Consider the following 25,403-nt stretch of genomic DNA (forward strand, 5'->3'; position numbering starts at 1 on the left):
GGTCAGCTCTGCGCCGTTGCCCAGTCGACCAGCCCGAATTGCCAGGTGGCCAGAATGATCAGGCCGAAGGCAATCCGGTACCAGGCAAAAACGGCATAGCTGTGGCTGGCAATGAACCGCAGCAGCGCACGCACCGAGATCATGGCAAAAATGAACGAGACCACAAAGCCAATCGCGAACACCGGGAAGTCACCGGCCTGGAACAGTGCACGGTACTTGTAGCCCGAATACACCGCTGCACCCACCATGGTCGGCATGGCCAGGAAGAACGAGAACTCGGTCGCAGCCTTGCGTGACAGCCCGAACAGCAAACCACCAATGATGGTGGAGCCTGAACGCGAAGTGCCTGGAATCATCGCCAGACATTGGGCTACACCGATCTTCAAGGCATCGCTCCAGCGCATGTCGTCTACATGCTCGACAGACACCACATGCTCCCGACGCTCGGCCCACAGCATGATCACGCCGCCCACCACCAACGCCGTCGCAACGGTAATCGGGTTGAACAGGTAGTGATGAATCAGGTCGGCAAACAGCACACCCAGGACCACTGCCGGCGTGAATGCGATCAGCAGGTTGGCAGTGAAGCGTTGCGCCTGGCGTTGGCGCGGCAGCCCAACGACCACGTCAAAGATCTTGCCCCGAAATTCCCAGACCACTGCCAGGATCGCCCCCAACTGGATGATGATGTTGAAGGCCATGGCCCGTTCACCGCCGAAATTGATCAGATCGGCAACAACGATCTGGTGGCCGGTACTGGAGATGGGCAGAAATTCCGTCAAGCCCTCGACAATCCCAAGTATTACAGCCTGCATGGCGGTCCAAAAATCCATCATTCCCCCGTGAAGCGCTGCTCAAGGCAGGCCCCTTCATGTTTTCTAAAGTGGTGTATGCACGGTAAATCACAGCGACAGTGGATCGTGAAACCACGGAAAAGGTTCACGCCCCTCAAGGTTTATCGCTTTGGCGCCGAAATGCTAGCAGACCTGCCGGATAAACGCTGCTGATCTACGCAACAGATGCCTCTGGATCAAGCACTTAGCCCTTGGTCGACTAGGTAAGGGCAGTAAAAACGTGCTTGGATGCACAAGACAATAAAAATACCTGAGTGACCTACATGAAGACTCTACGGAATATGTCGATCAGCCGCAGGCTTTGGCTCATCCTGGTGGTGGCGGTGGTGATGTTGTTTGCCCTGGGGCTGTTGATGCTGCGCCAGATTCACGGTGACCTTTACCAGGCCAAGGCCGAAAAAACCCGCCATGTGGTCGAAACTGCTGCGGGCATCCTGACCTACTACCAAGGGCTTGAGGCAAGCGGTAGCCTGACCCGCGATGCGGCTCAGCAACAGGCGCTGAACGCTGTACGCGGCTTGCGCTACAACCAGAACGAGTACTTCTGGATCAACGACCTCGAGCCGAAGATGATCATGCACCCGGCCAACCCCAAGCTCGACGGCCAGGTACTCTCAGGCATCAAGGACCCAGACGGCTTCGCCTTGTTCAATGCCATGGTTGCGCTGGCCAAGGACAAGGGGGCTGGCAGCATCGATTACCGCTGGCCTAAACCCGGGGCGAGCGATCCGGTACAGAAAACGTCGTATATCCAACTGTTCAAGCCTTGGGGCTGGATCATTGGTTCAGGCATCTATATCGATGACATGAAAGCCGAGTTCAACCGGCAACTGCGTGATGCCTCGCTGCTGGGGTTGGCTATTGCGCTGATCATGGGACTGCTGGTCGTAGTGATCGCGCGCAGCATTTCCCGCCCCTTGCAGGAGGCGGTCGATGCCATGGCCACCATCGCCAGCGGCGAAAGCGACCTGACCCGCCGCCTAGACACCCATGGCCGCGACGAGATTACGCAATTGGGGACACACTTCAACAGCTTCACGGCACAGCTGCAGCAGGTGGTCGGCCAATTGCATGACGCTGCACGCGCGCTGGGCCACTCGGCAGTCGAGATGGGCGACAACGCCAACCAGGCCGAACTGCGCAGCGAACAACAGTCGCAGCAGATGGAACAGGTCGCCACCGCCATCAACGAGGTCACCTACGCGGTACAGGATGTGGCCAAGAACGCCGAACAAGCCTCCACCGAGATGCAAGACGCCCAGCACCGTGCAGAACAGGGGCAGCAGAGCATCCAGGGCAGCCTGCAACGTATCGGTGAACTCTCCGGCACCATTGATGAAGCCGTTGAAGTCATTCAGGCCTTGGCCAACCAGAGCACGAAGATTGGCAGCGTTCTGGAAGTGATCCGGGCCATTGCCGAGCAGACCAACCTGTTGGCGCTCAACGCGGCCATCGAGGCGGCCCGCGCAGGTGAGCAAGGCCGCGGGTTCGCGGTGGTTGCCGATGAGGTACGCCTGCTGGCGCAGCGCACTCAGCAGTCCACCGCCGAAATCCAGACCATGATCGAACACCTGCAAGGGCAGTCCGAAGCGGCAGTCAAGGCCATCGGTGCCAGCAGCACCGCTTCGCGCCAAACGGTTGAGCAGGCCAGTGAAGCCGGTGCCAGCCTCGATGCAATCAGCCAGGTGCTACTCAACCTCAATGCCCTGAACGCCTCGATTGCCAGCGCCACCTTGCAGCAATCCCATGTGGTTGAAGAGATCAATCGCAACGTGACAGAAACTGCCGACCTGTCTCGGCAAACCGCCAGTGCAGCACAACAGTCCAGCAGTGCCGGCCTGGCATTGCGCCAGCTCAGCGAGCGCCTTGAACAATTGTTGCGCCAGTTCCACGTCTAAAGCCCCGCGCACCTGTGGCGTGTTCTGCGCCACAGGTTACAATCCCCGCCTCTTTCGAACCTGCCTCAAGGAATGCCGATGTCCGGCCTCGAACTGTTCGCCGCCGTGCTCGGCGTCATTGCCGTTTGGCTCACCGTCAAACAGAACCCCTGGTGCTGGCCGATTGGTCTGGTGATGGTGCTGCTGTACAGCGTGGTCTTTTACGAGGTGAAACTGTACTCCGACATGCTGCTGCAACTGGTGTATGCGCTGTTGCAGGTCTACGGCTGGTGGCAATGGACACGCCCCGAGCGCCTCGCCGAGGCACGCCAGGTCAGCTCCCTGCAACCTGCACCGCTGCTGTTTGGCCTGGGCCTGGGCGCACTGGCAAGCCTGGGGTTGGGTGCGGCCATGGCCACCTGGACAGATGCGGCGCAACCCTGGCTGGATGCCACGCTGACGGCCTTCAGCCTGGTGGCGCAATTATGGATGGCGCAAAAGCGCCTGCAATGCTGGGCGCTATGGATTGTCCTTGACGTCATCTTCGTCGGTTTGTTTGTGTACAAGGCGCTTTACCTGACGGCAGCACTCTACGCCCTGTTCACCCTGATCGCTGTCCAGGGCTGGCGTGAGTGGCAACGCGACCCTGCCTTGGTGAACGCGTGAAAGTGTTGGTGCTGAGCGGCCCCGAGTCCAGCGGGAAGAGCTGGCTTGGCAGCGAAATCCAGGCCTGTTTCGGCGGCGAACTGGTTGGCGAATACGTACGCCACTTCATTGACCGCGAGCAACGTGACACCTGCTACGCCGACATCCCGGCCATCGCCCGTGGCCAGTTGGCCTGGGAGGATGCAGCGCGCGGCAGAGCGCCTGAGCTGTTGATCCTCGACACCCATCTGCTGAGCAACCTGCTCTGGAGCCGCACGCTGTTCGGTGACTGCCCACACTGGGTCGAATCAGCGTTGCTTGAGCGCCGCTACGACCTGCACCTGCTGCTCAGCCCAACGTCAGTTGAATGGGTAGACGACGGACAGCGCTGCCAACCGGAATTGGCCCAGCGCCTGGCATTTTTCGAGGAAAGCCGCGCCTGGCTGGAGCAACATCAACAACCGTTCATCGCCATCGACGGTGACTGGAACCGACGAAAAAACGCGGTTTTTGATGCGGTTGCAGGTTTGCTGTACCACTAAGCCATTGGGTTGTTACATCAGCGATACACTGCCACCTGCGCTAACCCCCGGTCTTGATGGGTTGACTCCATGATTGCCGAGCAGTGTAAACCTGGCGTAACAGGGTACGGGGTGCCCAGAAGGGCAACATCTGTCTCACCACCGTTACATCGCCCTGCCCTCCCCGCAGTCGCTTATCCGCAACTCTTTGATATTTCAAAATAAACCAAAAGCGGCACGCCTTCTGCTCTCCTTCTCACAACGCTGATAGGGCCAGCGAACTTGAAGAAGGAACCGCCGCCGTGGGGAATCAGAACAACCACCTGCTTCGTCTTCTGCTGATGGGATGCGCATTGAGCGCCACCTTCTGCCTGCCCGTTCAGGCTGCCGGGAATGGGGTCATCGTTCTGCAACGCGATGTACAGGCCCGCCCAGCGGTACGTCCCACCGGTACACCAGACCCGCACCCGACTACCGTCAGCGCCAATCCGTCCAAACGCGTAACAGCCCAAACCAATAATGAGCTCAGTGACGGCGATTTCGCAGGTGTTGCCAGCGGTTCATCGCTGATGACGCGCGTACTGACCCCAGACAACTCCGGCACTGTTCGCGGCCTGGGCGCGGCGCAACAGGTGCGTCTGCCTGGCATGGCCGGCGGCTCCGGGGCGGGCAGCGGTGGCGGTAACAGCATCTCCAATCAGGTCAATCAAAACGTTCAGCGTGGCATGGCTCCGCTGCAGATCCTGACGGGAGGCCGCTGAAATGAGGTACTCACTCCTGTTTCTGGCCCTGTGCAGCAGCGGCCTCGCGCTGGCCGGATCCCCAGTCAAGGATAATGCCAGTATCAACACAAGCGGCCAAGGCTACCGCGGCAATATCGCGATCAACCAGGCAGCGGGCGATCAGCAGCAACAGAACAACAGCCGGGCTATTGCCATCGGCACCAACGCCAATGCCTCAACCCAGATTCGTCAACACATCGATACTGCCACGAGCCAGGCACGTGATGCCCGGGCCGGTATTGGCGGCAACTCTTTCAGCAATGGCAGCGGCGCACTGGGTATCAACCAGTCAGCCGGTGCCAATACTCAACAAGTCAATGCCGTGCGGGTCAGCATCAGTGCCGTTCCGCAAAGCATCGACGACAGCGTCCTCGATCAACAAAACGTGGCGCTGGTAAAAGGCTCCGACCCAACTGATCAAGCACCCGGCAGCCGCCAGATCGCGAACAGCGATCGGGCCTTCACCGGCAGCCGTGGTGTGATCCAGTTGAATCAGAGCGCCGGGGTGGGCAACCGAATGGCAAACACCCTGAGCGTACGGGTTGCGGACTGACCCGACAGGTAACCAAGTAAAAACAACACTTAACTACCTAAAAAAAGCGGAGAAACACCATGAAACCTCAAATGGCACTTAAGCCTCTGGTTTTCGCACTCGCAGCGGTCATGGCTGTTGCTGCACACGCAGGCGGACGTAATGACGACCACGGCGGCCATAACGGTGGTCATAATGGCGGCCACAATGGTGGTCACAATAATGGCCAAAGCGTTCTGCTGGGCCTGCTGATCAATGCAGGCTCCCTGGCCAAAGTTGGCGACACCCAAAACAACTATGGGAACAGTGTCACCAACCAAGCCACTGAAAATACCGCCACGATGGACAACTCGGCCAACAACTCTCAGGGCAACCTGGGCGTTAACGTGGCCGCTGGTGACGGTAACCAACAAGACAACGTTGCCGCTATCGCCACAGCCGATGAGCGTTTCATCTTCGGTAGCGCTATCGCCGACTCCACCGCAACTCAAAATAACACCGGCAACACCGTTAAAAACTACTCGACCCAAAACGCTGCCACCCTCAACAACTCGGCCAACGGCAGCTCGGGTAACATTGGTATTAACGTTACCGCTGGCGACTTCAACCAACAGAAAAACAACATGGCGATCGCCGTATCCGGTGGCCGTGTGGCCTCAGCCACAGCGAATGCCACTCAGACCACCTCTGGCCTGGACGTCACCAACAAAGCTGACCGCACCTACGACACCAAAACACTCCGCTCCTCCTTCTACGCTTCGGGTTCCTACCAAGGCGACGGCAAAGGCTGGGTCGGCGGCGACGATCACCATGGTGGTGGCGGCCACAACAACGACGACCGTCGTGGTGGTGGCGGTGGTCATGACGACGACAAACAACCGCTCAAATTCCACGAAGAAGGCACCTTTGTGCTGAGCGGCGTAGCCACCTATCAAGTGCTGACCCCAAGTGGCTGGATCAACCCTGTGACCAACAGCGCCTCGCTGACCAACTCGCTGAACGGCGTGTCGGGCAACGTCGGTGCCAACGTCTCGGCGGGCTCGGGCAACCAACAAAGCAACTCGCTGTCCATCGCAGCAGGCTGCAAGGCTTGCCTGTAGACGCAACAGTGAACGGGGCCCTTCGGGGCCCCTTTCCTTGCTTTCACAGGGTGTGAATACCATGCGAATAGCCCTGCTAGCGGCGCTGATAGGTTTGGCCAGCGTGGCCGAAGCTGCACAGATGCCCATCGCCGCCCTGCCTGGCGGTACGGTCATTTACAAGCCAGTTCAAAGCCTGCGCGAGCGACGCTTCGCGGACCTGGTGCAACAGAAAACCGATTTCAGCTGCGGCGCTGCAGCGCTGGCAACCGTACTCAAGCAAGCCTACTGGCTGGACGTGGACGAGGCCCACATCATTGAGGGCATGCTGGCCAACTCCGATCAGGAACTGGTGAAAACCCAAGGTTTCTCGATGCTCGACATGAAACGCTACGTCGAGAGCATTGGCATGCGCGCCCGTGGTTACCGCATCGCACCAGAGAACCTTTCAAGCGTCAGCATTCCGGTTGTGGTGCTGATGGACATTCGTGGCTACAAGCATTTTGTGGTGCTACAGCGCACCGAAAAAGACTGGGTATACGTTGGTGACCCGGTACTTGGCCACAAACGTTATGCATTCGACGACTTCATCAAAGGCTGGAACGGGATCATTTTCGCCGTGATCGGCCCTGGGTACGACAAGGCCAATGCCCTGCTCGACCCGCCCGTACCTCTGAGCGCCAAGAACAAAATCAACAATTTCCATCCCGTCCAGGATGCGGAATTGATGGAGTTCGGCTTCATTCAGAGTGACTTTTTCTAATGACAAGGGGCATGAAGCTCTGGGGAGATACCCGATGAAGACTTCAACCTTGCTGGTTGCCGCCTGCCTGGCAGCCAGTTTGCCTGCCCAGGCGCAGGTATTTAAACCGATCGAGGTAAAAGACAGCGAATTGGCCGATCTGCGCGGGCGCTATGTGATGCCGGGGCGAATCATCAGCTTTGGTGTTGTGATGAACAGCACCTGGCAGAATGCCAATGGCGACCGCATCGGTGCAACGGCCACAATGCATGTTCAGCAAAACACCTTCAAGCCGCAGTTCTATGTCTCGCTGATCAACGACAAAGGTAATGGCAACGCCACGCCACCAGGCACCGGTAGCGTGTCGGGCGGTTCAGGGCTAAACAACACCCAGGGCGTTACCCAGACATTGCAGGCTGCCGGTGACTACAACACCGCGTACAACAACGTATCCATCAACGTGAAAGAGGGCAAGACCGCAACAGCCAATGGAACACCCTCAGGGCAGGTGCTGGCAGGCGGCTCAAGTATCAGCGGCAGCAACGGCGCTGGCACCCTGAACATCTCGGCAGGCGCCAATGGCATCAAGATGGGCATCAACGCCAGCAACAATCAGGGCTATACCGTGCAGAGCCTGGCCCAAGGCGGCTTGTCGCAGGCAGCAGTGCTGCTGGGCGGGAACAACGTTGTCAGCAACATGACACAGCTCAATGTCGTCCTGCGTGACAACATGCCCACGGCTGGAGCGCTGAACTGCAACCTTGATCAACTCAAGGGCCTTCGCATCTCAGGATATTGAACTACGCTCTGTCTCAACATTCGTAGATGGAAGGGACGGCTAACCCATGCATCGTTCGTTTTCACTGAAAGCTGCAGTATGTTTAAGCACATTAGTCCCGGCGACGTTCCTCCAAGCGGCGCCGGACCCTCAGGTAGAAGCGTTGAAACAGGAACTGCAGGCACTGCGCCAGCGCTATGACGCTCAGCAGCAGGCACTGATGGTCCTGGAGCAACGTGTTCGTCAAGTCGAAGAGCAACCTGCAGCGCCGCCGCCCAAACGCTTGACACGCTCACCGGCCTCACAACCGCGTACGGGCCAGACCGTTGCTGCATCGGGCACTGGCAGCTCCTACGGTGAGTCGCTGAAAGACGATTCGCAACCGGCGCAAAGTGTCTCCAACCTCTATGACGAAGCCAGCGGCTTTTTTGGTGGCGGCAAGTTCAGCGTTGAAACCGGTATTACCTACGCGCGCTACGATACCCGGCAGTTGATTCTCAACGGCTTCCTGGCACTGGACTCGATCTTCCTCGGTAATATCAACCTCGACCGGATCAAGGCCGACAACTGGACCCTCGACGTTACCGGGCGCTACAACCTTAACCAGCGTTGGCAATTCGACGTAAACGTACCTGTGGTCTACCGCGAGTCCACCTACCAATCCGGTGGTGCTCAAAATAACGCTCAAGGTATTACCGAACAAACCGTTACCCGTGACCCCACTATCGGTGATGTCAACTTTGGCGTGGCGTACAAGTTCCTCGACGAATCGGAAAGCCTGCCAGATACGGTCTTTACCCTTCGGGTCAAAGCGCCGACCGGCCAGGAACCCTTCGGTATCAAGCTGCTCCAGGACCCCAACAACGACAGCCTGTTCTACCCCGAGGACCTGCCGACCGGCAACGGTGTCTGGTCGATCACGCCGGGCATCTCGCTGGTCAAGACGTTCGACCCGGCGGTGCTGTTCGGCAGCCTGAGTTACACACACAACCTGGAAGAGTCGTTCAGCGATATCAGCTCTACCGTCGGCCAGAGCAATCCGGGCAAGGTCAGGCTGGGAGACAGTTTCCAGGTGGGTGCGGGGATCGCGTTTGCGCTTAACGAAAAGATGAGTATGTCGTTCTCGGTGTCCGACCTGATTGTCAAAAAATCAAAAATCAACCAAACGGATACCAATGATGGCTGGGTCACGGTGCCCAGCAGCGATGCCAACGCCGCCTACTTCAACGTTGGCATGACCCTGGCTGCCACCGATAAGCTGACCATCGTCCCCAACCTGTCGATCGGCCTGACCGACGACGCCCCGGACTTTACCTTCAGCCTGAAATTCCCGTACTACTTCTAAGCATCAAGCACGCCTTGTGGTCGCCTGCAGGTAGCGTCCACAAGGCCAACCTACGCCCGGCGGTCAAAAATGAAGCATCGGTTGCTGACTGTGCGGCTGCTCGGCTAACCAGCGCTCAAAGCTGTCGGCAGGCATGGGTCGACCAATCAGGTACCCTTGCCCTTGGTCACAGCCGGCATTGCGTAAAAATGCATGCTGGGCATGTGTCTCGATACCTTCTGCCGTAATGCGAAAGCCCAACGCGTGCCCCAGGTCAATGATCGACTGGGTAATCGCAACCCCGTCGTCATCATCAGGCAGATCCTTGATGAACGTGCGGTCGATTTTCAGGTGATCAATCGGCAGCACTTTCAGGTAGGCCAGCGAAGAGTAGCCTGTACCGAAGTCGTCGACGGCCGTTGCCACGCCCATCTGCTGCAACTGCGTAAGAATCTCGCAGGCGTGCTGCGGGCTCTCCATGAGCAAGCTCTCGGTAATTTCCACCTCCAGCAATGTTGCGGGAAGATCGTAACGTTGCAAGGCACGAGACAGGCTCTCGACAAAGTTGCTGCGCTCAATCTGCAACGCCGCCACGTTGATTGCCAACGGCCCGGGCAAGCGTTCACGCGCACGCCAGCAGGCAAGCTGAGCGCACGCAAGATCGAGGACTTTCTCACCGAGCGGAATGATCAGACCAGTACGTTCGGCCAGCGGAATGAAATCTGCCGGAGACACCAGGCCGTGCTCTGGATCACGCCAACGCAACAACGCTTCCGCGCCTTCGACACGGCCACTGAACAGGTCGATCTTGGGTTGGTACCACAGTTCGAATTCATTCTGCTGCAACGCCCTGCGCAACGCGCCTTCAAGAAAGATCCGCTGCTGCAACTGCTGGGTCATGTCGGGATGGTAGGTGCGATAGGTATTACGGCCGCTTTCCTTTGCCGCATACATCGCCGTATCGGCATGGCGCAGCAAGCTGTCACAGGTATGCCCGTGCTCGGGGTAGAAGGCGACACCTATACTACCGGTGACCAGCGCGGCCGTGCCCTTGAGATCGAAGGGCTGCTGCATGGCCAGCAGCAACCCTTGTACCTGCGCCATGACCTGATCGTCCTGCGGGCAACACAATACAAATGCAAACTCATCGCCGCCCAAACGGCACGCCGTGTCCTGGGCCGTGAGCAGCTCGACGAAACGCCGGGTGGTCTGCTGAAGAAGGAGATCGCCCAACGGGTGACCGAGGCTGTCGTTGACCAGTTTGAAACCGTCGATATCCAGTATCAACACGCCCAAGCGCTCGCCGTTGGCAATGGCAAGTTCAAGACGCCGCTGGAACAACAGCCGATTGGGCAGCCCCGTCACGGCATCATAATGCGCCGACTGTTCCAGCCGAGCCTGCGAGCGTTTCAGCTCATCGTTACGCTGATGAATCACCTGGTTGCTACGGATCAACTGCGCTACGAACAAGCAGAACACGCCTGTGCAGGCCAGAGAGAACATAAACAGCGGCGAAGCGAACAGGCTCATCGTCGGCCAACCGCCATGAGGGGTTGCAGCCAACTGCCAATGCCCACCCGGCACATCAACGTTGAGCGTCACGCCAGGCTCGTTGAACAACGTAGCCTGCCCCCAAATGACCGCGCCTTGATCCCCGCGACCGTCGGCGCCCCGCAAAGCCAGTTCAAACGCGCCGTCTTGATCCAGGCCCGCGGCCTTGAGCAGGCGGTCGGTATCGGCAACGATCGAAAGGTTGCCCCAATAGGTATTGCCCGACGGACCACCGACAAACACGGGACGCCGGTAGATCAGCCCTCGCCCGCCTTGATAAAGGTCAACGGGCCCGGCCAGCACCGCATGATGACTGTCCCGCGCACGCTGTAGCATCGGGTATTGCGTCGGCAATGTCCGATAGTCCAGCCCGAGCACACGTTGATTGCCCTCTAGCGGGAAGACATCAGCGACAACGTCCGCAGGTGCCACAGCGATGTGCCGTATATAGGGCACTGAAGCAATGGCCTGACGGGCCATGTCGCGGAAATGCTGAGGCGTGATGGTGCCATCAGCGCTGATGAGCTGAGCAATTCCTTCGGTTTCGCCGAACGCAGAACGTAGTTGAGCCTCAAGGCCGGCACGCAAGCCTGAAAGCCGCGCACTGGCATTGCCCATCAACTCGCTTTCCTGGCGCTGCACATCCAGATGGCCCAATGTCACCGACAAACCGATGCCCACCACCGCGAAACCGATCGGTAATAGCCTGAACAAAGGCGTGCGCATGCTGCGGGGCCAAATCCAGATACGAGCAAACGTTACGGTTCTGGTTGTCATACGCCTGCTTTTCACTGACGGGGCGACAGTTTATCGACCTTTTTCGAACAACATTGAGCGGTACTGGCTTTTTTTTACAGGCTGGCGCTATGCTGCAACTGAATCGTTTCACCCATATTCCAACAAGAGGTGCTACGCATGAACCATCTGCTTGATTCACTGTTCCCCAACGCCACCGAAGTGCCTGAAGCCTGGCGTTTGAGTGAACCGCTGGAGCAGCGCGATTACCTGGTCGACGGCCAACTGCAACAATGGCATGGCCCGCTGGCGACCGTGCGCAGCCCGATCTGGCTGAAAGGCCCTGACGGCGAACAGCAGGTGATTCTGGGCAGCGCGCCACTACTGGATGCCGAGACCGCGCTGACTGCGCTGGATGCCGCCGTACGTGCCTACGACAAGGGTCGCGGCGCCTGGCCCACGCTGCGTGTAGCTGAACGTATCCAGCACGTCGAGGCGTTCCTGGCACGCATGCGCGAACAGCGTTCAGCCGTGGTCAAACTGCTGATGTGGGAAATCGGCAAGAACCTGAAGGACTCGGAGAAAGAGTTCGATCGCACCTGCGACTACATCGTCGACACCATCAACGCGCTCAAGGAACTGGACCGCCGCTCCAGCCGCTTTGAACTGGAGCAGGACACCCTCGGGCAGATACGCCGTGCGCCCTTGGGCGTTGCGCTGTGCATGGGGCCTTACAACTACCCCTTGAACGAAACCTTCACCACCCTGATTCCAGCGCTGATCATGGGCAACACCGTGGTGTTCAAACCAGCCAAGTTCGGTGTGCTGTTGATCCGCCCATTGCTTGAGGCGTTCCGTGACAGCTTCCCTGCCGGGGTCATCAACGTCATCTATGGCCGTGGCCGCGATACCGTCAGCGCGCTGATGGCCAGTGGCAAGATTGATGTCTTCGCGTTCATCGGCACCAACAAGGCCGCCAGCGACCTGAAAAAGCTCCACCCGCGCCCACACCGCCTGCGCGCAGCCCTGGGGCTGGATGCGAAAAACCCGGGGATCGTGCTGCCGGACGTCGACCTGGACAACGCAGTCAACGAGGCAGTGACTGGTGCGCTGTCATTCAACGGCCAGCGGTGCACTGCACTGAAGATCCTCTTTGTGCACGAACAGGTGGTCGAGCAGTTTCTCGATAAATTTCAGCAGAAACTGGCAGCGCTCAAGCCCGGCATGCCCTGGGAGGCCGGTGTCAGCCTGACGCCACTGCCTGAGCCGGGAAAAATCGAATACCTCGATGGCCTGGTTGCCGATGCCCTCACCAAAGGCGCCGAGGTGATCAACCCCAATGGTGGGGACAGCCGCGGTTCGTTCTTCTACCCGGCCCTGCTCTACCCGGTGAACGCCAACATGCGCGTGTACCACGAGGAACAATTCGGCCCGGTAGTACCGGTTGTGCCCTACCGTGATCTACAGACCGTGATCGACTATGTACTGGACTCGGACTTCGGCCAACAACTGAGCCTGTTCGGCAATAATTCTGCGCAGATTGGCAGCCTGGTCGATACCTTTGCCAACCAGGTGGGCCGCATCAATCTCAATGCCCAGTGCCAGCGCGGCCCGGACACCTACCCGTTCAACGGCCGAAAAAATTCTGCCGAGGGCACCTTGTCGGTCCATGACGCGCTACGCGTGTTCTCGATCCGTACACTGGTTGCAACCCGATTCCAGGAAAGCAACAAGCAACTGATCAGCGACATTATCCGTAACCGCGAGTCGAGCTTCCTCACTACCGACTATATTTTCTGAACGACAGCAGCACCGCTGACATTCCCGTTTCCCAGCGCAAGAATCACTGCCTTGTGTGGGTGACAGGTGACGTTGCGGTGCATTTCGCTTACCTTGCCGACAAAGGATTTCTGGCCAGGACCGTGCATGAGAATCATCGAGAAAAACACTACGCTGGTGCGCACCCTTACCGCCGCCGAGAACGACCTGGTTTGTCGCTTTGTCGACGGCAGCCTGGAAGGTCATCGCCTGTTACAGGCCAACCAGTTCCTGATGAAGGTGCGCGCCGCTGGCCATTGGTTGGCATGCGAATGCCAGCAACAGGTGATGCCAATACTCAATGTCACCCTCAATAGCAACACCGGCACGCTGTTTCTGAAGAACAACCCAGGCACCCCCGAACATGCTGTCGACTGTCCATTCGGCAAGGCAGCACGCGAGGGTGAAAGCATACGTAGCGAACACACTCAGTTTCCAGCGGCATGGCTGCCCCCTGATACGCCACTGCGCTTGATCGGGGACTTTCCTCGCGACGAGGACACCAGCACTGCAAGCGGCACGGGCGAAAAACGCGAACAGCAAAAGCTGCTGTCCCTGCTGCTGACCCTGATCGAAGCCAGCGGCCTGAACGTCTATGCCACACACCTGAAGAAAGACCTGAGCGGACAGTTCGCCGAGCTGCGCGGAGTCGCCAGCCGCTACCCGTTGGTCGAGCGGGTACCGGCGAGCAACTACCTGGAAACCCGCCTGGACATGAAGCACATGATGATGCTCAAGGCACGCCTGCGAGAATCATCGGCCTTTGGCAACCACCGGCGCTATGGTTTGATCCTCGATTGCGTCAACCAGATCAAGGCACGCAAGGTATTCAACGACCGTAGCGAAGACGGCTTCGACTTCCAGGGGCATCACCTGCTCTGGGGCGGCAGCAAGACCCCGGGGCCGTTGTTGGCGCTGGCGATCTATTCCCCGACCCGTGCAGGCAGCCACTTTTACGAACTGATCCATGTCGCCAGCGTACCCGTACTCTCGCGCGGGCAGTTGTTTCCGATCTACCGCGACGAAGAGCGCGAGCCATTGAAGATGCTGCAGTCGCTGATCGACTGGATGGCCAGCAAGGGGGTCAAGGTCATCATGCGCCGACCGGTCATCGGCGCCGAGGTCATGGATGAGCTGGTGCTCAGCTCCGACCAGGACCGCGTGTTGTCGGTGTCACTGACCGAACAACCCTTGGGCCCGGAACCGGAGGTCGAACACTTCAAGCGTTACGCCGACTTCAAGAGCCTGGACACCTTCCGCAAGTACGTGGCGGGCTTTTTCATGCGCGAACGCGATTGAGGCCGCACTCACCATTGACGCTTGTCGGGCCGGGTCAACCCCAGCTTTTCAATCCGATAACGCAGCATGTCGCGACTCAAACCCAGTAAACGAGCCGACTTGGTGACATTCCAGTCGGTTCGATCGAGCATCTTGCGCACCATGTCCCGCTCCACCTCCGGAAGGCTCATGTTATCGACGGCAGCAGTAACGCTTCCATTGCCATTACGCCACTCGGCGAGCGGCTCTGAATACTCGAGGGGCTCATCCACCAGGCTCATGCAGACGTTCAGCTGATGCGGTGCAATCACATCGTGCTGAGCGAGTAGCACCGTCTGTTCGAGCATGTTGCGCAGCTCGCGGACGTTGCCCGGCCAACTGTAGCAAAGCAGCAACGACTCGGCCTCGTCGCTGAAACGCAGGTTCGGCTTGCCATAGCGCTTGCCATGCTGAGCAAGAAAATGCCGAGCCAGCAAAAGAATGTCTTCACCACGGGCATACAGTCGCGGCACCTTGATCGAGATGATACGCAGGCGAAAGAACAGGTCGCGGCGGAATTTGCCCTGTTGAACCATCTGTTCCAGGTTGCAGTTGGTCGCGCTGATGATCCGTAAATCGACCTTACGCTCCTTCACCGCGCCAATACGGCGGATGGTCCGGTCTTCCAGCAGTTTGAGCAGCTTGGCTTGCAGCAACAGATCCATTTCGCCAATTTCATCGAGGAACAACGTACCGCCATCTGCTGCTTCGACCAGGCCAAGCCGGCGATCCTTGGCATCGGTAAAGGCGCCCTTCTCATGGCCGAAGAGCTCGGCCTCCAGCAGGTTGGCCGGGATAGAGGCACAGTTGAACTCAATAAACGGCCCCTTGCTGCGCACGCCGTCAAAATGCAGCGCACGGGCGACCAACTCCTTGCCGGTGCCGGTTTCACCCTCCACCAACACAGGTGGAAGGTCGCCCCCGTCCATGCGTCGTTCAGCGTCCAGCAACTGGCCCAGGGTCTGTTTCAACGCGAGCATGGCCGGCGACTCGCCGATCAACGATTGAAACCCGGACTTCTGCGCCTCGCGCTCCTGATAGAACGACAACGTCCGCTCCATGCGGTCGGTGACCAGTGCCTTGTCAAGCATCAACTTCAATTCGGCCAAGGCCACGGGCTTGGTCAGATAATGAAAGGCTCCCTCTTTCATCGCCGCGACCGCATCCTCGACATTGCCGTAACCGGTCATCATGATCACCTTGAGCTCAGGCGCCCGGGCGACCAGAGTTCTGATCAGTTCATGACCATTCATGCCCGGCAGCGAGTTATCGGTCAGCACCGCATCGGGCTGCAGATGCTCCAGTTTCTCGAGCGCTTCCTCCGCGCTGTGGCACACCGTGACCTCAAACTGCTTGCGCTCCAGGTAGGTCTGGATGTTTCCGGCAAGTATTTCATCATCCTCCACTAGCAGAATGCTGTGTTCCATGGTCCCCTCCGGCCAATTTGAAAGTGAGGCAGACACGGGTTCCTTCCGCTTGACGGCTGGTCAGGCTGACCGCCCCGCCGAAACGCTCCATGATACGTTTGACCAACATCAGGCCGACCCCTAGACCGCCCTGCTTGGTCGTGAAAAACGGTTTGAATACCATCCGTTCCTGCTGTTCGCTCATACCTTTTCCGGTATCGCTCAACGTCAACTGTAGCTGCTGGTCATCAGCCAGCAGTGTCACCTCAATGCTCAGGCGCCCCCCCTTGGGCATCGCTTCCAGGGCGTTTGAAAACAGGCTGTTCAGTATCTGCGTGAGTAACACTTTCTGGCTGATCACCCTCGCCGAGGCCGGCAAGCGCGCCTCGACCCGCACCCCGCAACGCTCGGCCTGTTGGGCGAATGCAAGTTGAGTGTCCTCCAGCACAGCCAACAGATCGACCGCCTCGGCATCATCATCCACGGGGCGCAGGGACGCGAGCAGGTCGCGTACCCAGCGGGACATTCGGTCAACCTGGCTGATGATGTCACCGATATTTTTCTGAGCACCCTGGCTGGCAACCTCGTGAGCGAGTTCTGCACTGGAACGGATGGTTGCCAGCGGGTTGCGCAGGCTATGGGCTACCGCCGAGGACATCTCGCCCAGCGCAACGAAGGTTTCGCTGGCGATCAGTTGCGATTGCTGGCTCTGCATCATCCCGGCTGCACGCCGAACGATCCAGAACAGGCCGAGATAGATCAACAGCCCACCCAGAATGGTAGAGCCCCAGATCAGCACATAACCACGCTGAATACGCCTCACCAGGTCCTGAGGTTCCTTGTAGATTTCCACCATCGATACAACATGCGTACCGGTAGCATCGAACATAGGAATGTAGTTCTCGATAAACAGGTACCGTGGCTCGCGTTCGAACCGCTGCTCATCACGCCCCTCCTCGGCTTTGTGATAACTGGCGGAAACCGAGAGCTTCGACTTAAACGACTCCTCAAGGTCCTCATCACCGACAATTTTTCGGCCAATCAGCTCCGGGTTGGTTGACCAGATGACGGTCCTGTCGTCAGCGTAGGCGTTCGCCAACAGGGTATCGGGCAGGTGTTTGATGTGATCAAAAAACTCCGTCCTGGCGGCAACAGCTTCCTTGAGCGGCAGCCCCTCGATGGTGCCATCGTTGCGCGGGTCAAGCAGCTCACCCATGCTCACCCCGGCAATGATCCGTGCATGACGCACCTCGGCCTGGGCCATTGCTTGAATGAACTGAGCCGTCAACATGGCATCGCGCTCAACGCTGTCGGTGACAACGAAGCGTGTCGATACGTAACCCAGGCCTATGGCGACCGATGCGATGATCGACAGGCTCACGACCGAAAACCAGCGCAGTAAATTGAAGGGGCGCTGGCTGATCGCCTGCGTTTCTTTCTCGATTATTCGCGCATCGAGCATCTGCATTGGATTGCTCCTCAACAGCCGTTGCTGTACTGAAGCCTAGAGTGCGGTTGTATCGAGTTCTGCATCAGCCAGACGAAAGCTCAGTTGCACACAAGTGCCTTGGCCTTCTCGACTACTCAACCTTACCGTCCCGCCGAAACGCTCCATGACACGCTTGACCAGCATCAGACCAACACCCAAACCACCCTGTTTGGTCGTAAAGAAGGGCCTGAACGCCATTCGCTGTTGCTGAATACTCATCCCCTTGCCGTTATCACAGACCCGCAGCACCAGGCTCCGTCGATCCTGACGAACGAACTCCACGCTCAACCTTCCACCCCCTGCCATTGCCTCCAGCGCATTGGCGATCAGGCTGTTGAACAATTGCCCCAACAGCACCGGCTGGCTCATCACAGGTGTTGCCGGCAATGACGCCACGCTGACCTGAACCCCGGCTTGAGCGATCTGCACGCTGAACGCCTGTAGACACTCATGCAGAACCTGGGCCAGATCAACCGGGATGGCGTCACCATCCAGCGGACGCAATGACTGAAGCAACTCGCGTACCCACTGCGACATCCGGTCAACCTGGCTGATAATGTCAGCAATGTTTTTCTTCGCCGCGCCATCGTCGAACTCATCGGCCAACTCGGCGCTTGAGCGAATGTTCGCCAGTGGATTACGCAGACTGTGAGCCACTGCTGATGACATTTCGCCCAAAGCAACATAGGTCTGGTTTGCAACCAATCGCCGCTGTTGCTGCGCCAGGGTGCGCGCGGCCCTGCGCACAATGCCGTAAAGACCGAAGTAGACAATCGCAGCACCTGCCAGAGTGCCAACCCAAAGGAGCAGCAGCCCCTGCTCGATGCGGTCGATCAGGTCCCGAGGCTCCTTGTAGATTTCAACCATCGCCGTCACGCGTTCCCCATCGGTATCGAACAGGGGAATGTAGTTCTCGATGAACAGTTGCTGGGGGGGCGTAATGAATTTGCGCTCGCTGCGCGCATCCTCAACATCGTGGTAGCTGGCCGAAACACGCCGTTTGTGATCAAACGCCCGGTCCAGGTCATCGTCGGACTCAATCATCTTGCCAATCAACGCCGGGTTGCTCGACCAGATCACCATCCGATCCGGCGCATAGATATTGGCCAAAAGCACATCGGGCAGGTGCGCGATGTGATCAAGAAACTCTCCGCGCGCGGCGCGACGGGCTTCGGGATCAACATCGGCGAAGGCGTTGTCCAGGCGCGGGTCGAGCAGTTCACCCATGGTCCGCACGTTGGGAATCGATACATGGCGCACTTCGGCCAAGGCAATTGACTGGATGAACTGCGCAGTCAGCAACGCATCGCGCTCAACACTTTCACTGATGACAAAGCGGCTGGAAATTACCCCCAGGCCTACCGCGACCGAAGCGATCACGGCAAGGCTCACAGCAGCGTACCAACGCAGCAGGTTGAACGGCTTTCTCACCGCAACGGCGTTCAGGCTTGGTTGACAGTCCATCGTGGTCTCCAACGTTGGCACTCCTAGGGTTATAGCCTATTGCCATGCCCCCGGCCTGATTCCCCACACCTTTGCCCCAGCCAGCCCCCAACCCTGGGGCTGGATCCCCGTCTGGCAAGGCGTGTTTTTCTGGCCTGTTGCAACGCTGAAGCCCGCGCCCTGCTGAGGCTGAAGCGACGTTTACGACACTTGGCATGGAATTTGCCGAACCCCTGCAGACGCCCCAAATCATGGGTCAGCTTGTAGGAGGAACGCTCATGCACCGTCTACCGCCCCACCCTATGGCGCTGCTGGCGCTGGCAACACTTTTACACAACACGGCACAGGCCGCGCTGTTCGATGTTGACCCCGGCCCATACCTGCAGACCAACGGTAAGTTCGCCGCCTGGTATCAGGACAGTCATGGCCGGGTCCTGGATCTGTGCCTGTCCAAGGCAATCAGCACTCGGGTTGCCGGTGCACCTGGCGCCCCTTCTTACATGTGTACGCTGCTGCCAACACCGGATGTGTTCAACGACACCCAACCCATCGTCTTCCCCACAAACTTCCCTGATGAAGCATTCTGGTTCACTGCCGATGCCGCCATTGTCGATGCCACACGCGGTATCGACCTGAACTATGGCGCGGCCATCGAAGCGGCGTTCAGTGGCGGCCTGCCACTGGATAACGACCAAGTCAGCTTCGCCCGGGTGCGTATACGCGTCGACGTACCCACCGCCGGCACCTATGTCATCACGCACCCCTACGGTGTCGAGGTGTTTGACGTCACCACCCCCGGCAGGCGGGCCATCAACATGACCCGTGACATCGGCATCGGCGCCCCGCAAACCTACACCGGCGCACTTAAAGGCGATGTTGGCCCGTTCCTGCGCAGCGTCAACGGCCCCTATACCGAAACCAACCCGGAAACGGGGGCCAGCGAACGCTTCATCGGCGATCCAAACCTGGTTGAAGCGGTTACCGGCAGCCCGCTCAATACCAACTACCTGCGGATCGAGGGGCCCAACGGCCTGGACCTGCGTACCGAACTGTTCTCGGTATCCGGCAAGCTCTCCAGCGTCGTCCGCCCAACGCCGCTGATTCCATTGCGCAGTACCTACTCACGGCACACTGAAGACGGCAACCTGCGAGCGCAACAAGACGTATTCGTCCAGGCCCCGCCACAACCGGCGACGGTCACACTGAGCAGTGAGGCCCCTGCCCGGGCCTTGACCGAAGCCAATACCACCGGCGCCTGGTACACCCAATCGACACTTAACCCAAGCCTGCCGGCCACCCTGCAGGTAACCGCCGATAACCAGACAGCAATACCAGGCAGTACGCCCACCACCCAGGCAATGCCGCTCACTGACCTAGTGACCATACAGCGTGCCGAGTACAGCCTGGCCTCGGCGCAACTGACCCTGGTCGCCTCAAGCAGCGACGAAACCAGCCCTCCCACCCTCACTGCCACCACCGGTAACGGCAGCGCCATTGGCGACCTGAGCGGCGACGGAGCGCTCAAGAGCTTGACCACCGGTCTCTCGCCGATTCCGCCCGCCAGCGTCCAGGTGACCAGCAGCAACGGCGGCAGCGACAGCGAAGAAGTGGTTCTCGTGCCATGAACGCGATCACGCTTAGACCCGTAGCAGGAGGCAGCATGAATAACTGGCCACGCCTGGCGCTCTGCGCAGCCGGGCTCTCTCTCTCGCTGGCCGGCAATGCCTGGGCCGGCCTCGCAGCGGTAGACCCCGGGCCCTACACCCTGGCTACCGGACGCTATCCCATTTGGTATCAGGATCACGCCAACCTGTCACTGGAACTGTGCCAGTCGCGGGCTGCCAGTTCGCGGGTTGCCGCGACAGTCCCTCCGGCCTATATGTGTACCTTGCTGCCGGAACCTGGCATCTACGACGATGCCCTGCCGCTGGTATTTCCGGACAACTGGCCACCGGAAATGTTCTGGTTCCTGGCCGAGACCACTATCCCGGCCGTGGGTAACAGCGGGTTTTCCCTGGACGCCTACGTCGCCGGCATTGAAGCGGCATTCGCCTCGGGGAATCCACTTGATGGTGACCAACAGAGCTTTGCCCGGATTCGCATCCGCGCGTCGGTACCCGTCGCCGGTACCTACACCATCACTCACCCTTACGGGGTCGAAACGGTCAATGTCACCAGCCCCGGTCGGCGTGCGATCAATATCACCCGCGATATCGGTATTGGCGCACCGGGTGATTTCACTGGCGCGTTGAACGGCAACATCGGACCGTTCCTGCGCAGCGTCAACGGCCCATACACCGAGATCAACCCCGACACCGGCGCCAGCGAAACCTACATTGGTGACCCAAACCTCACCGAACCGGTCACCGGCAGCCCAAATGACACCAACTTTGTCCGCATTCAGGGCCCTAACGGCAGCATCGAGACCAACCTGTTCACACTGTCCGGCAAGGTCCTAGATCCGCGTGCGCAAACGCCGGTGGAGCTTGAGCGTGCCAGTTATCAGCGCACGGCTCAGGGCACGCGCCTTGAAGTGTTTGCCAAGGCTCCCGCGGATGCGACCCTGTGCCTGCGTGAAACGGTGGCCCTGGTACCGGGAACACCTCCTTCGGCCTGTCAGTACAACCTGCTGACCGACAATAACGGCTTGTTCTTCGTCGAGCGGCTGATACCCGATGCCCCACCCTCAGTGGTGGTCCTGACCGCCAGCAGCACCAGCGGAGGCACCCAACCCACCGCGTTGTCAGGCAAGTTGCATGATGTCGTCAAGGTGCAGACCGCTCGCTACGACTGGAGCAACCAACGGCTGCTGATCGAGGCCCGCTCGAGTGATGAAGTGCAGGTCCCTGACCTGATCGCGCAAGGCTATGGTCGTCTGTCGAAAAACGGCACGACGCAGAGCCTCACCATCAACGACCTGAAGCAACCGCCCGCCACTGTCACAGTCAAGTCCGCTGCCGGCGGTAGCGACACTGAACTTGTGCAGGTCGTTGGCAATGCGCCGGTGCAAGCGGCTAATCAGGCTCCGGTCGCACTGGCCGACAGCGGCAGTACCAGCTTTGGCGTACCGCTGACGCTGAACCTGTTGAGTAATGACAGCGACCCGGACGGTGACGTACCGCTGACGATCGTTGACCTGACTCAGCCGGCCAATGGCCTTGGCAGCGTGGCCTTGAGTGGCAGTACCGCCGTGGTCTACACCCCACCGCCGGTGGTCAACGCACCGCTGGTCGCAACCTTCAGCTACAAGGCCCAGGACAGCAAAGGGCTGAAATCGGACGCGACGACGGTGACCGTCAATGTCGCACCGAACCAACCGCCCACTGCCGTCAACGACAGCGCAGCCACGCTGGGCGTACCGATAACCATCAACGTGCTGACCAATGACACCGATCCCGAGGGCAACATCCCACTGACAGTGGCCAGCGTCACCCAACCGCCAACCGGACGCGGCACCGTTACCACCAATGGCACACAAGTCACCTACACGCCACCTGCCACCGTCACCAGCGCCTTCAGTACCAGCTTCAGCTACATCGCCAGTGACGCGTTCGGGGCGCTGTCGACCCCGGCAACGGTCAGCATGCAAGTGTCGCCAAAACCGGCCCAGGAAACGTTCACGGTCACCACGGCACAGGTCCAGGCACGTTCCAACAACCGCTACAACTGGGACTTCAGTGGTACTTCGTCAGTGACCACCGGCAATACCGTCACCGTGCAGGTCACCACCACCAACGGGCTGGTCACCCTGGGCAGTACAGCGGTGCCGATCACCGGACGCTGGCGGTTGTCGGTCAGTAACAGCACCACGGTGATCCCGTCAGCCAACCCAACAGCGACCATCACCACCAGCCAAGGCACTGTACGTACCGTGCCGGTCAACGTGCAGTAACCCAAGGAGAACTGTGCGATGCCGCGCCTACCCTCCCTGCTGCTCTGCCTGGCCTTGATCGGCCAGGCGGTGCAGGCCGACGACCTGATGGATAACGCCGACCTGGTCGCAGGCTCAGACCTGGGCGAGTCGATGACACTGCTGCCCGCAACGGCGCCATCCACTCAACAAGCGCTGATAGAGCAACAAGGCCAGGCGAACAACGCCACCCTTGGCCAGGATGGCCAGGCCCTGCTCGGTCATATCGTCCAGGCCGGTAGCGCACAGGAGGCGTACATCCTGCAACAAGGCAATGACCTGATGGCCGGTATCAGCCAGTACGGTTACGGCAACAGCGCATCGATCCGGCAGAACGGCAGTCACAACCGGGCAGAAATAGCTCAGATCGGCAACAGCAACAACGCCAGTATCGAACAAACCGGCACCGGACTTTCCAGCGCCGTGGTTCAAGCCGGAAACGGCCAGCAGGTGCAGGTCACCCAATACCGCTAAACCCTGGAGGCACTACCATGTTCAAGCTCGCTCCCTTAAGCGTCGCCATTGTCCTGGGCCTTTCCGGCCAGGCGATGGCAGATGACAGCCAGTCAAACCAGAACCAGTACGGTAACGAGAACATCGCCGAGGTCAAACAGACCATGGCAAGCTACAGCTCAGCCACTCAAAACCAGTACGGTGAGGGCAACAATTCCGCAGCCTTGCAGGACAACGCTACGGGTGACATCCAGCAAAACCATACCGGCCAATACAACGCCGGTTATGCTGAACAGTTGATGGAAACCGCAGGGCAGATCAAGCAACAGGCGGTCGGCAGCTACAACAACACCCATGCCAGTCAGTCGCTGGGTAACGGCAACCTGGCGCAACAGAGCCAGGAAGGTAGCAACAACTTCTCCTTCGTCTATCAGGATGGCCAGAACGGCAGCACGGCCATCACTCAGCAGTGGGGCAATGGCAACGAAGCCAACGTCGAGCAACTGTTTGGCGGCACCGCCAACCAGGCCTTGATCATGCAAACCGGCACCGGCAACTTCAGTGCTGCCGAACACCTCAGCCACCAGAATGGTCAGATCGGCATCTTCCAGACGGGTGACAGCAACTGGGCCTACGGTGATCAACGCGACGGCCAGGGCGGGTCCATCACCATCAACCAGAATGGTGCCTTGAACTCCACCGAAGTCTGGCAAGACCAACAAACCGCCAGCCAGGCCGTCCTGAACCAATATGGGCAAACCAACGAAGCGGTGATCGACCAGAGCTTCGGTGCCGACAACCTGGCGACCCTGACACAAACCGGCGGTTTCAACGCGATCTACGCCGATCAGTTTGAATCGCAGAACTCAGTGACCAACCTGTTCCAGAACGGCCACGGCAACGTCCACTACACCTACCAGACAGGCGACAACCATACGCTCAAAGCCAGCGCCAACGGCACGGGTAACAAGGTACTGGCAAGTAGCTGGAAAGGTGACAAGGCCGGCGGCCAGTTTGGCAGTGGACAACGTGCCGACATCAAACAGACAGGCACCGACAACAGTGCCAATTTCACTCAAGCCGATAGCAACAACGAGCTGTACTTTGAACAGAACGGCAGCGACAACATGTTGATCGCCGATCAACGGGGTACTGCCAACTACGCAGAGGGCATCAGCACCGGCGTTGCCAACAGCGTCAAGCTGGATCAGTCCGGCATGGGTAACCAAAGCTATGTGAACCAGTTGTACGGGGATCATAACCAGGTCGACATCAAGCAAACCGATGGCGTCAACCTGGCCTATGTGACCCAAGGCGGCTCAGCCAACCAGGCGACGGTCGATCAGAGTGGTACCAACATGAACGCCGCCATCCAGCAGTTCGGTACCGGCAACCAGGCTGCCGTGCTCCAGCAGTGATCATCCCGCCTTGGCCGCGACCGGTGATCGGCTGGTCGCGGTCTTTTTTTGTGTGCCGTCCGCAGCCGTTGGTGCGCCCTTTTCGGCGGACAGGATTGCTCGACGGCCCCCGGCCCACCGGCAGGTAATAAATTCCTGAATAGTCGTAGGATTTTTCCCAATCAGCCTGACGTGACCAAATAAGCTCAATCGCAAGGGTATGCTTTCCTCCTGCACCGACCAGCACACATGCTGCCGACACATCACAGGAGAGAACATGGTTTCCGTCAACGCCGCCGCCCTGCCCCCCACACCCCACATGAAGGCAACCTTGCAGCCTGCGCCTGCCGCAGTGTCTGTCAGCCTGGCAAAGCCCGCACCTCAGTACGGAGTGCAGGTCAACCTGTCAGAAACCGGCACGCACAAGTCGGCGCAGGAGAACGGCAAGCACGCGGATATCGACGCCAGCAACCTGCCCGAAACCGTGAAGACGGTATTGAAGTCGGTTCGGGAAATCCAGGAGCGGATCAACGAGAAGATGGACGAACTCAAAGCCGTAATGAATGACCATTTGCTCCCCATAAAGTCGCGTGAAGCGAAAATCCATGGTTTGCAAATAGAGCTGGCCAGCCTGACCAGCGAGCTGAACAAGGCCACACAGGTGCTACGCCGGACCGAAAACGAAATGAAACTGTCAACGGCCGAGAAGAACCTGTCCAAGGCCCTGGCCAATCCCTATCGATAACCCGG

21 protein-coding genes and 1 pseudogene are annotated in these 25,403 nt (G+C 59.0%); 17 read left to right on the forward strand and 5 right to left on the reverse strand.

Features of this window, described 5'->3' with window-relative positions:
- Positions 1-2: 2 nt before the first annotated feature.
- On the reverse strand, positions 3-833 hold the full coding sequence (locus tag AB7M23_RS18625) for an undecaprenyl-diphosphate phosphatase (protein ID WP_454241647.1): 831 nt from the start codon (positions 831-833) through the stop codon (positions 3-5).
- 374 nt (positions 834-1,207) lie between these two features.
- Between AB7M23_RS18625 and AB7M23_RS18630 the strand changes: the two are divergent.
- The 10 genes and pseudogenes from AB7M23_RS18630 to AB7M23_RS18675 all read left to right on the forward strand — a co-directional run.
- Positions 1,208-1,897 (forward strand): annotated as a pseudogene (locus AB7M23_RS18630) (cache domain-containing protein); the annotation flags it as partial.
- Positions 1,898-2,017: 120 nt separating this feature from the next.
- Positions 2,018-2,752 (forward strand): methyl-accepting chemotaxis protein, encoded by a 735-nt coding sequence (locus AB7M23_RS18635; RefSeq protein ID WP_371918265.1) that lies wholly within the window; start codon positions 2,018-2,020, stop codon positions 2,750-2,752.
- Between the two features lie 78 nt (positions 2,753-2,830).
- On the forward strand, positions 2,831-3,397 hold the full coding sequence (gene pnuC, locus AB7M23_RS18640; RefSeq protein WP_454241648.1) for a nicotinamide riboside transporter PnuC: 567 nt from the start codon (positions 2,831-2,833) through the stop codon (positions 3,395-3,397).
- Complete coding sequence (locus AB7M23_RS18645) at positions 3,394-3,918, forward strand: AAA family ATPase (RefSeq protein WP_454241649.1); 525 nt, start codon at positions 3,394-3,396, stop codon at positions 3,916-3,918. The genes pnuC and AB7M23_RS18645 overlap by 4 nt, the downstream gene beginning before the upstream one ends.
- Before the next feature lie 281 nt (positions 3,919-4,199).
- Complete coding sequence (locus AB7M23_RS18650; protein ID WP_454241650.1) at positions 4,200-4,658, forward strand: hypothetical protein; 459 nt, start codon at positions 4,200-4,202, stop codon at positions 4,656-4,658.
- Position 4,659: 1 nt separating this feature from the next.
- Positions 4,660-5,232 carry an adhesin gene (locus AB7M23_RS18655; protein WP_454241651.1) on the forward strand — a complete coding sequence of 191 codons (573 nt, stop codon included), beginning with the start codon at positions 4,660-4,662 and terminating at the stop codon, positions 5,230-5,232.
- Positions 5,233-5,291: 59 nt separating this feature from the next.
- Positions 5,292-6,311 (forward strand): heme utilization protein, encoded by a 1,020-nt coding sequence (locus AB7M23_RS18660; protein WP_454241652.1) that lies wholly within the window; start codon positions 5,292-5,294, stop codon positions 6,309-6,311.
- Between the two features lie 61 nt (positions 6,312-6,372).
- Positions 6,373-7,053, forward strand: a complete 681-nt coding sequence (locus tag AB7M23_RS18665; RefSeq protein ID WP_099774965.1) for a C39 family peptidase — start codon at positions 6,373-6,375, stop codon at positions 7,051-7,053.
- Between the two features lie 34 nt (positions 7,054-7,087).
- A complete protein-coding gene (locus tag AB7M23_RS18670) occupies positions 7,088-7,831 on the forward strand; it encodes a hypothetical protein (protein ID WP_102051616.1) in 744 nt (247 codons plus the stop codon).
- A gap of 46 nt (positions 7,832-7,877) precedes the next feature.
- Positions 7,878-9,155 (forward strand): hypothetical protein, encoded by a 1,278-nt coding sequence (locus AB7M23_RS18675; RefSeq protein WP_454241653.1) that lies wholly within the window; start codon positions 7,878-7,880, stop codon positions 9,153-9,155.
- A 63-nt stretch (positions 9,156-9,218) separates the two neighbouring features.
- On the opposite strand, the gene AB7M23_RS18680 is transcribed toward AB7M23_RS18675, so the two are convergent.
- A complete protein-coding gene (locus AB7M23_RS18680; RefSeq protein ID WP_454241654.1) occupies positions 9,219-11,411 on the reverse strand; it encodes a putative bifunctional diguanylate cyclase/phosphodiesterase in 2,193 nt (730 codons plus the stop codon).
- 189 nt (positions 11,412-11,600) lie between these two features.
- Here AB7M23_RS18680 and AB7M23_RS18685 point away from each other — a divergent pair, with 189 nt between their 5' ends.
- Positions 11,601-13,220: an NADP-dependent glyceraldehyde-3-phosphate dehydrogenase gene (locus tag AB7M23_RS18685; RefSeq protein WP_454241655.1), complete on the forward strand. Its 1,620-nt coding sequence runs from the start codon at positions 11,601-11,603 to the stop codon at positions 13,218-13,220.
- A gap of 126 nt (positions 13,221-13,346) precedes the next feature.
- On the forward strand, positions 13,347-14,537 hold the full coding sequence (locus AB7M23_RS18690; protein WP_454241656.1) for a hypothetical protein: 1,191 nt from the start codon (positions 13,347-13,349) through the stop codon (positions 14,535-14,537).
- Positions 14,538-14,545: 8 nt separating this feature from the next.
- Here AB7M23_RS18690 and AB7M23_RS18695 read toward each other — a convergent pair whose 3' ends face one another.
- Genes AB7M23_RS18695 through AB7M23_RS18705 form a run of 3 tightly spaced genes read right to left on the reverse strand, consistent with a single transcriptional unit; the run spans position 14,546 to position 18,914 of the window.
- Positions 14,546-15,982 carry a sigma-54-dependent transcriptional regulator gene (locus AB7M23_RS18695; protein ID WP_454241657.1) on the reverse strand — a complete coding sequence of 479 codons (1,437 nt, stop codon included), beginning with the start codon at positions 15,980-15,982 and terminating at the stop codon, positions 14,546-14,548.
- Positions 15,951-17,429, reverse strand: a complete 1,479-nt coding sequence (locus tag AB7M23_RS18700) for a sensor histidine kinase (RefSeq protein WP_454241658.1) — start codon at positions 17,427-17,429, stop codon at positions 15,951-15,953. The genes AB7M23_RS18695 and AB7M23_RS18700 overlap by 32 nt, the downstream gene beginning before the upstream one ends.
- A gap of 36 nt (positions 17,430-17,465) precedes the next feature.
- Positions 17,466-18,914 carry a sensor histidine kinase gene (locus AB7M23_RS18705; RefSeq protein ID WP_454241659.1) on the reverse strand — a complete coding sequence of 483 codons (1,449 nt, stop codon included), beginning with the start codon at positions 18,912-18,914 and terminating at the stop codon, positions 17,466-17,468.
- A 257-nt stretch (positions 18,915-19,171) separates the two neighbouring features.
- Between AB7M23_RS18705 and AB7M23_RS18710 the strand changes: the two genes are divergently transcribed.
- The 5 genes from AB7M23_RS18710 (at position 19,172) to AB7M23_RS18730 (ending at position 25,398) form a co-directional block, all read left to right on the forward strand.
- A complete protein-coding gene (locus AB7M23_RS18710) occupies positions 19,172-20,518 on the forward strand; it encodes a hypothetical protein (protein WP_454241660.1) in 1,347 nt (448 codons plus the stop codon).
- 35 nt (positions 20,519-20,553) lie between these two features.
- Positions 20,554-22,785: an Ig-like domain-containing protein gene (locus tag AB7M23_RS18715; RefSeq protein ID WP_454241661.1), complete on the forward strand. Its 2,232-nt coding sequence runs from the start codon at positions 20,554-20,556 to the stop codon at positions 22,783-22,785.
- Positions 22,786-22,803: 18 nt separating this feature from the next.
- Positions 22,804-23,277: a curlin gene (locus AB7M23_RS18720; RefSeq protein WP_454241662.1), complete on the forward strand. Its 474-nt coding sequence runs from the start codon at positions 22,804-22,806 to the stop codon at positions 23,275-23,277.
- Between the two features lie 17 nt (positions 23,278-23,294).
- Positions 23,295-24,674 carry a curlin gene (locus AB7M23_RS18725; RefSeq protein ID WP_454241663.1) on the forward strand — a complete coding sequence of 460 codons (1,380 nt, stop codon included), beginning with the start codon at positions 23,295-23,297 and terminating at the stop codon, positions 24,672-24,674.
- Positions 24,675-24,930: 256 nt separating this feature from the next.
- Positions 24,931-25,398 (forward strand): hypothetical protein, encoded by a 468-nt coding sequence (locus tag AB7M23_RS18730; RefSeq protein ID WP_454241664.1) that lies wholly within the window; start codon positions 24,931-24,933, stop codon positions 25,396-25,398.
- Positions 25,399-25,403 lie beyond the last annotated feature (5 nt).

The organism is Pseudomonas sp. HLS-6 TE3448, from assembly GCF_053629555.1.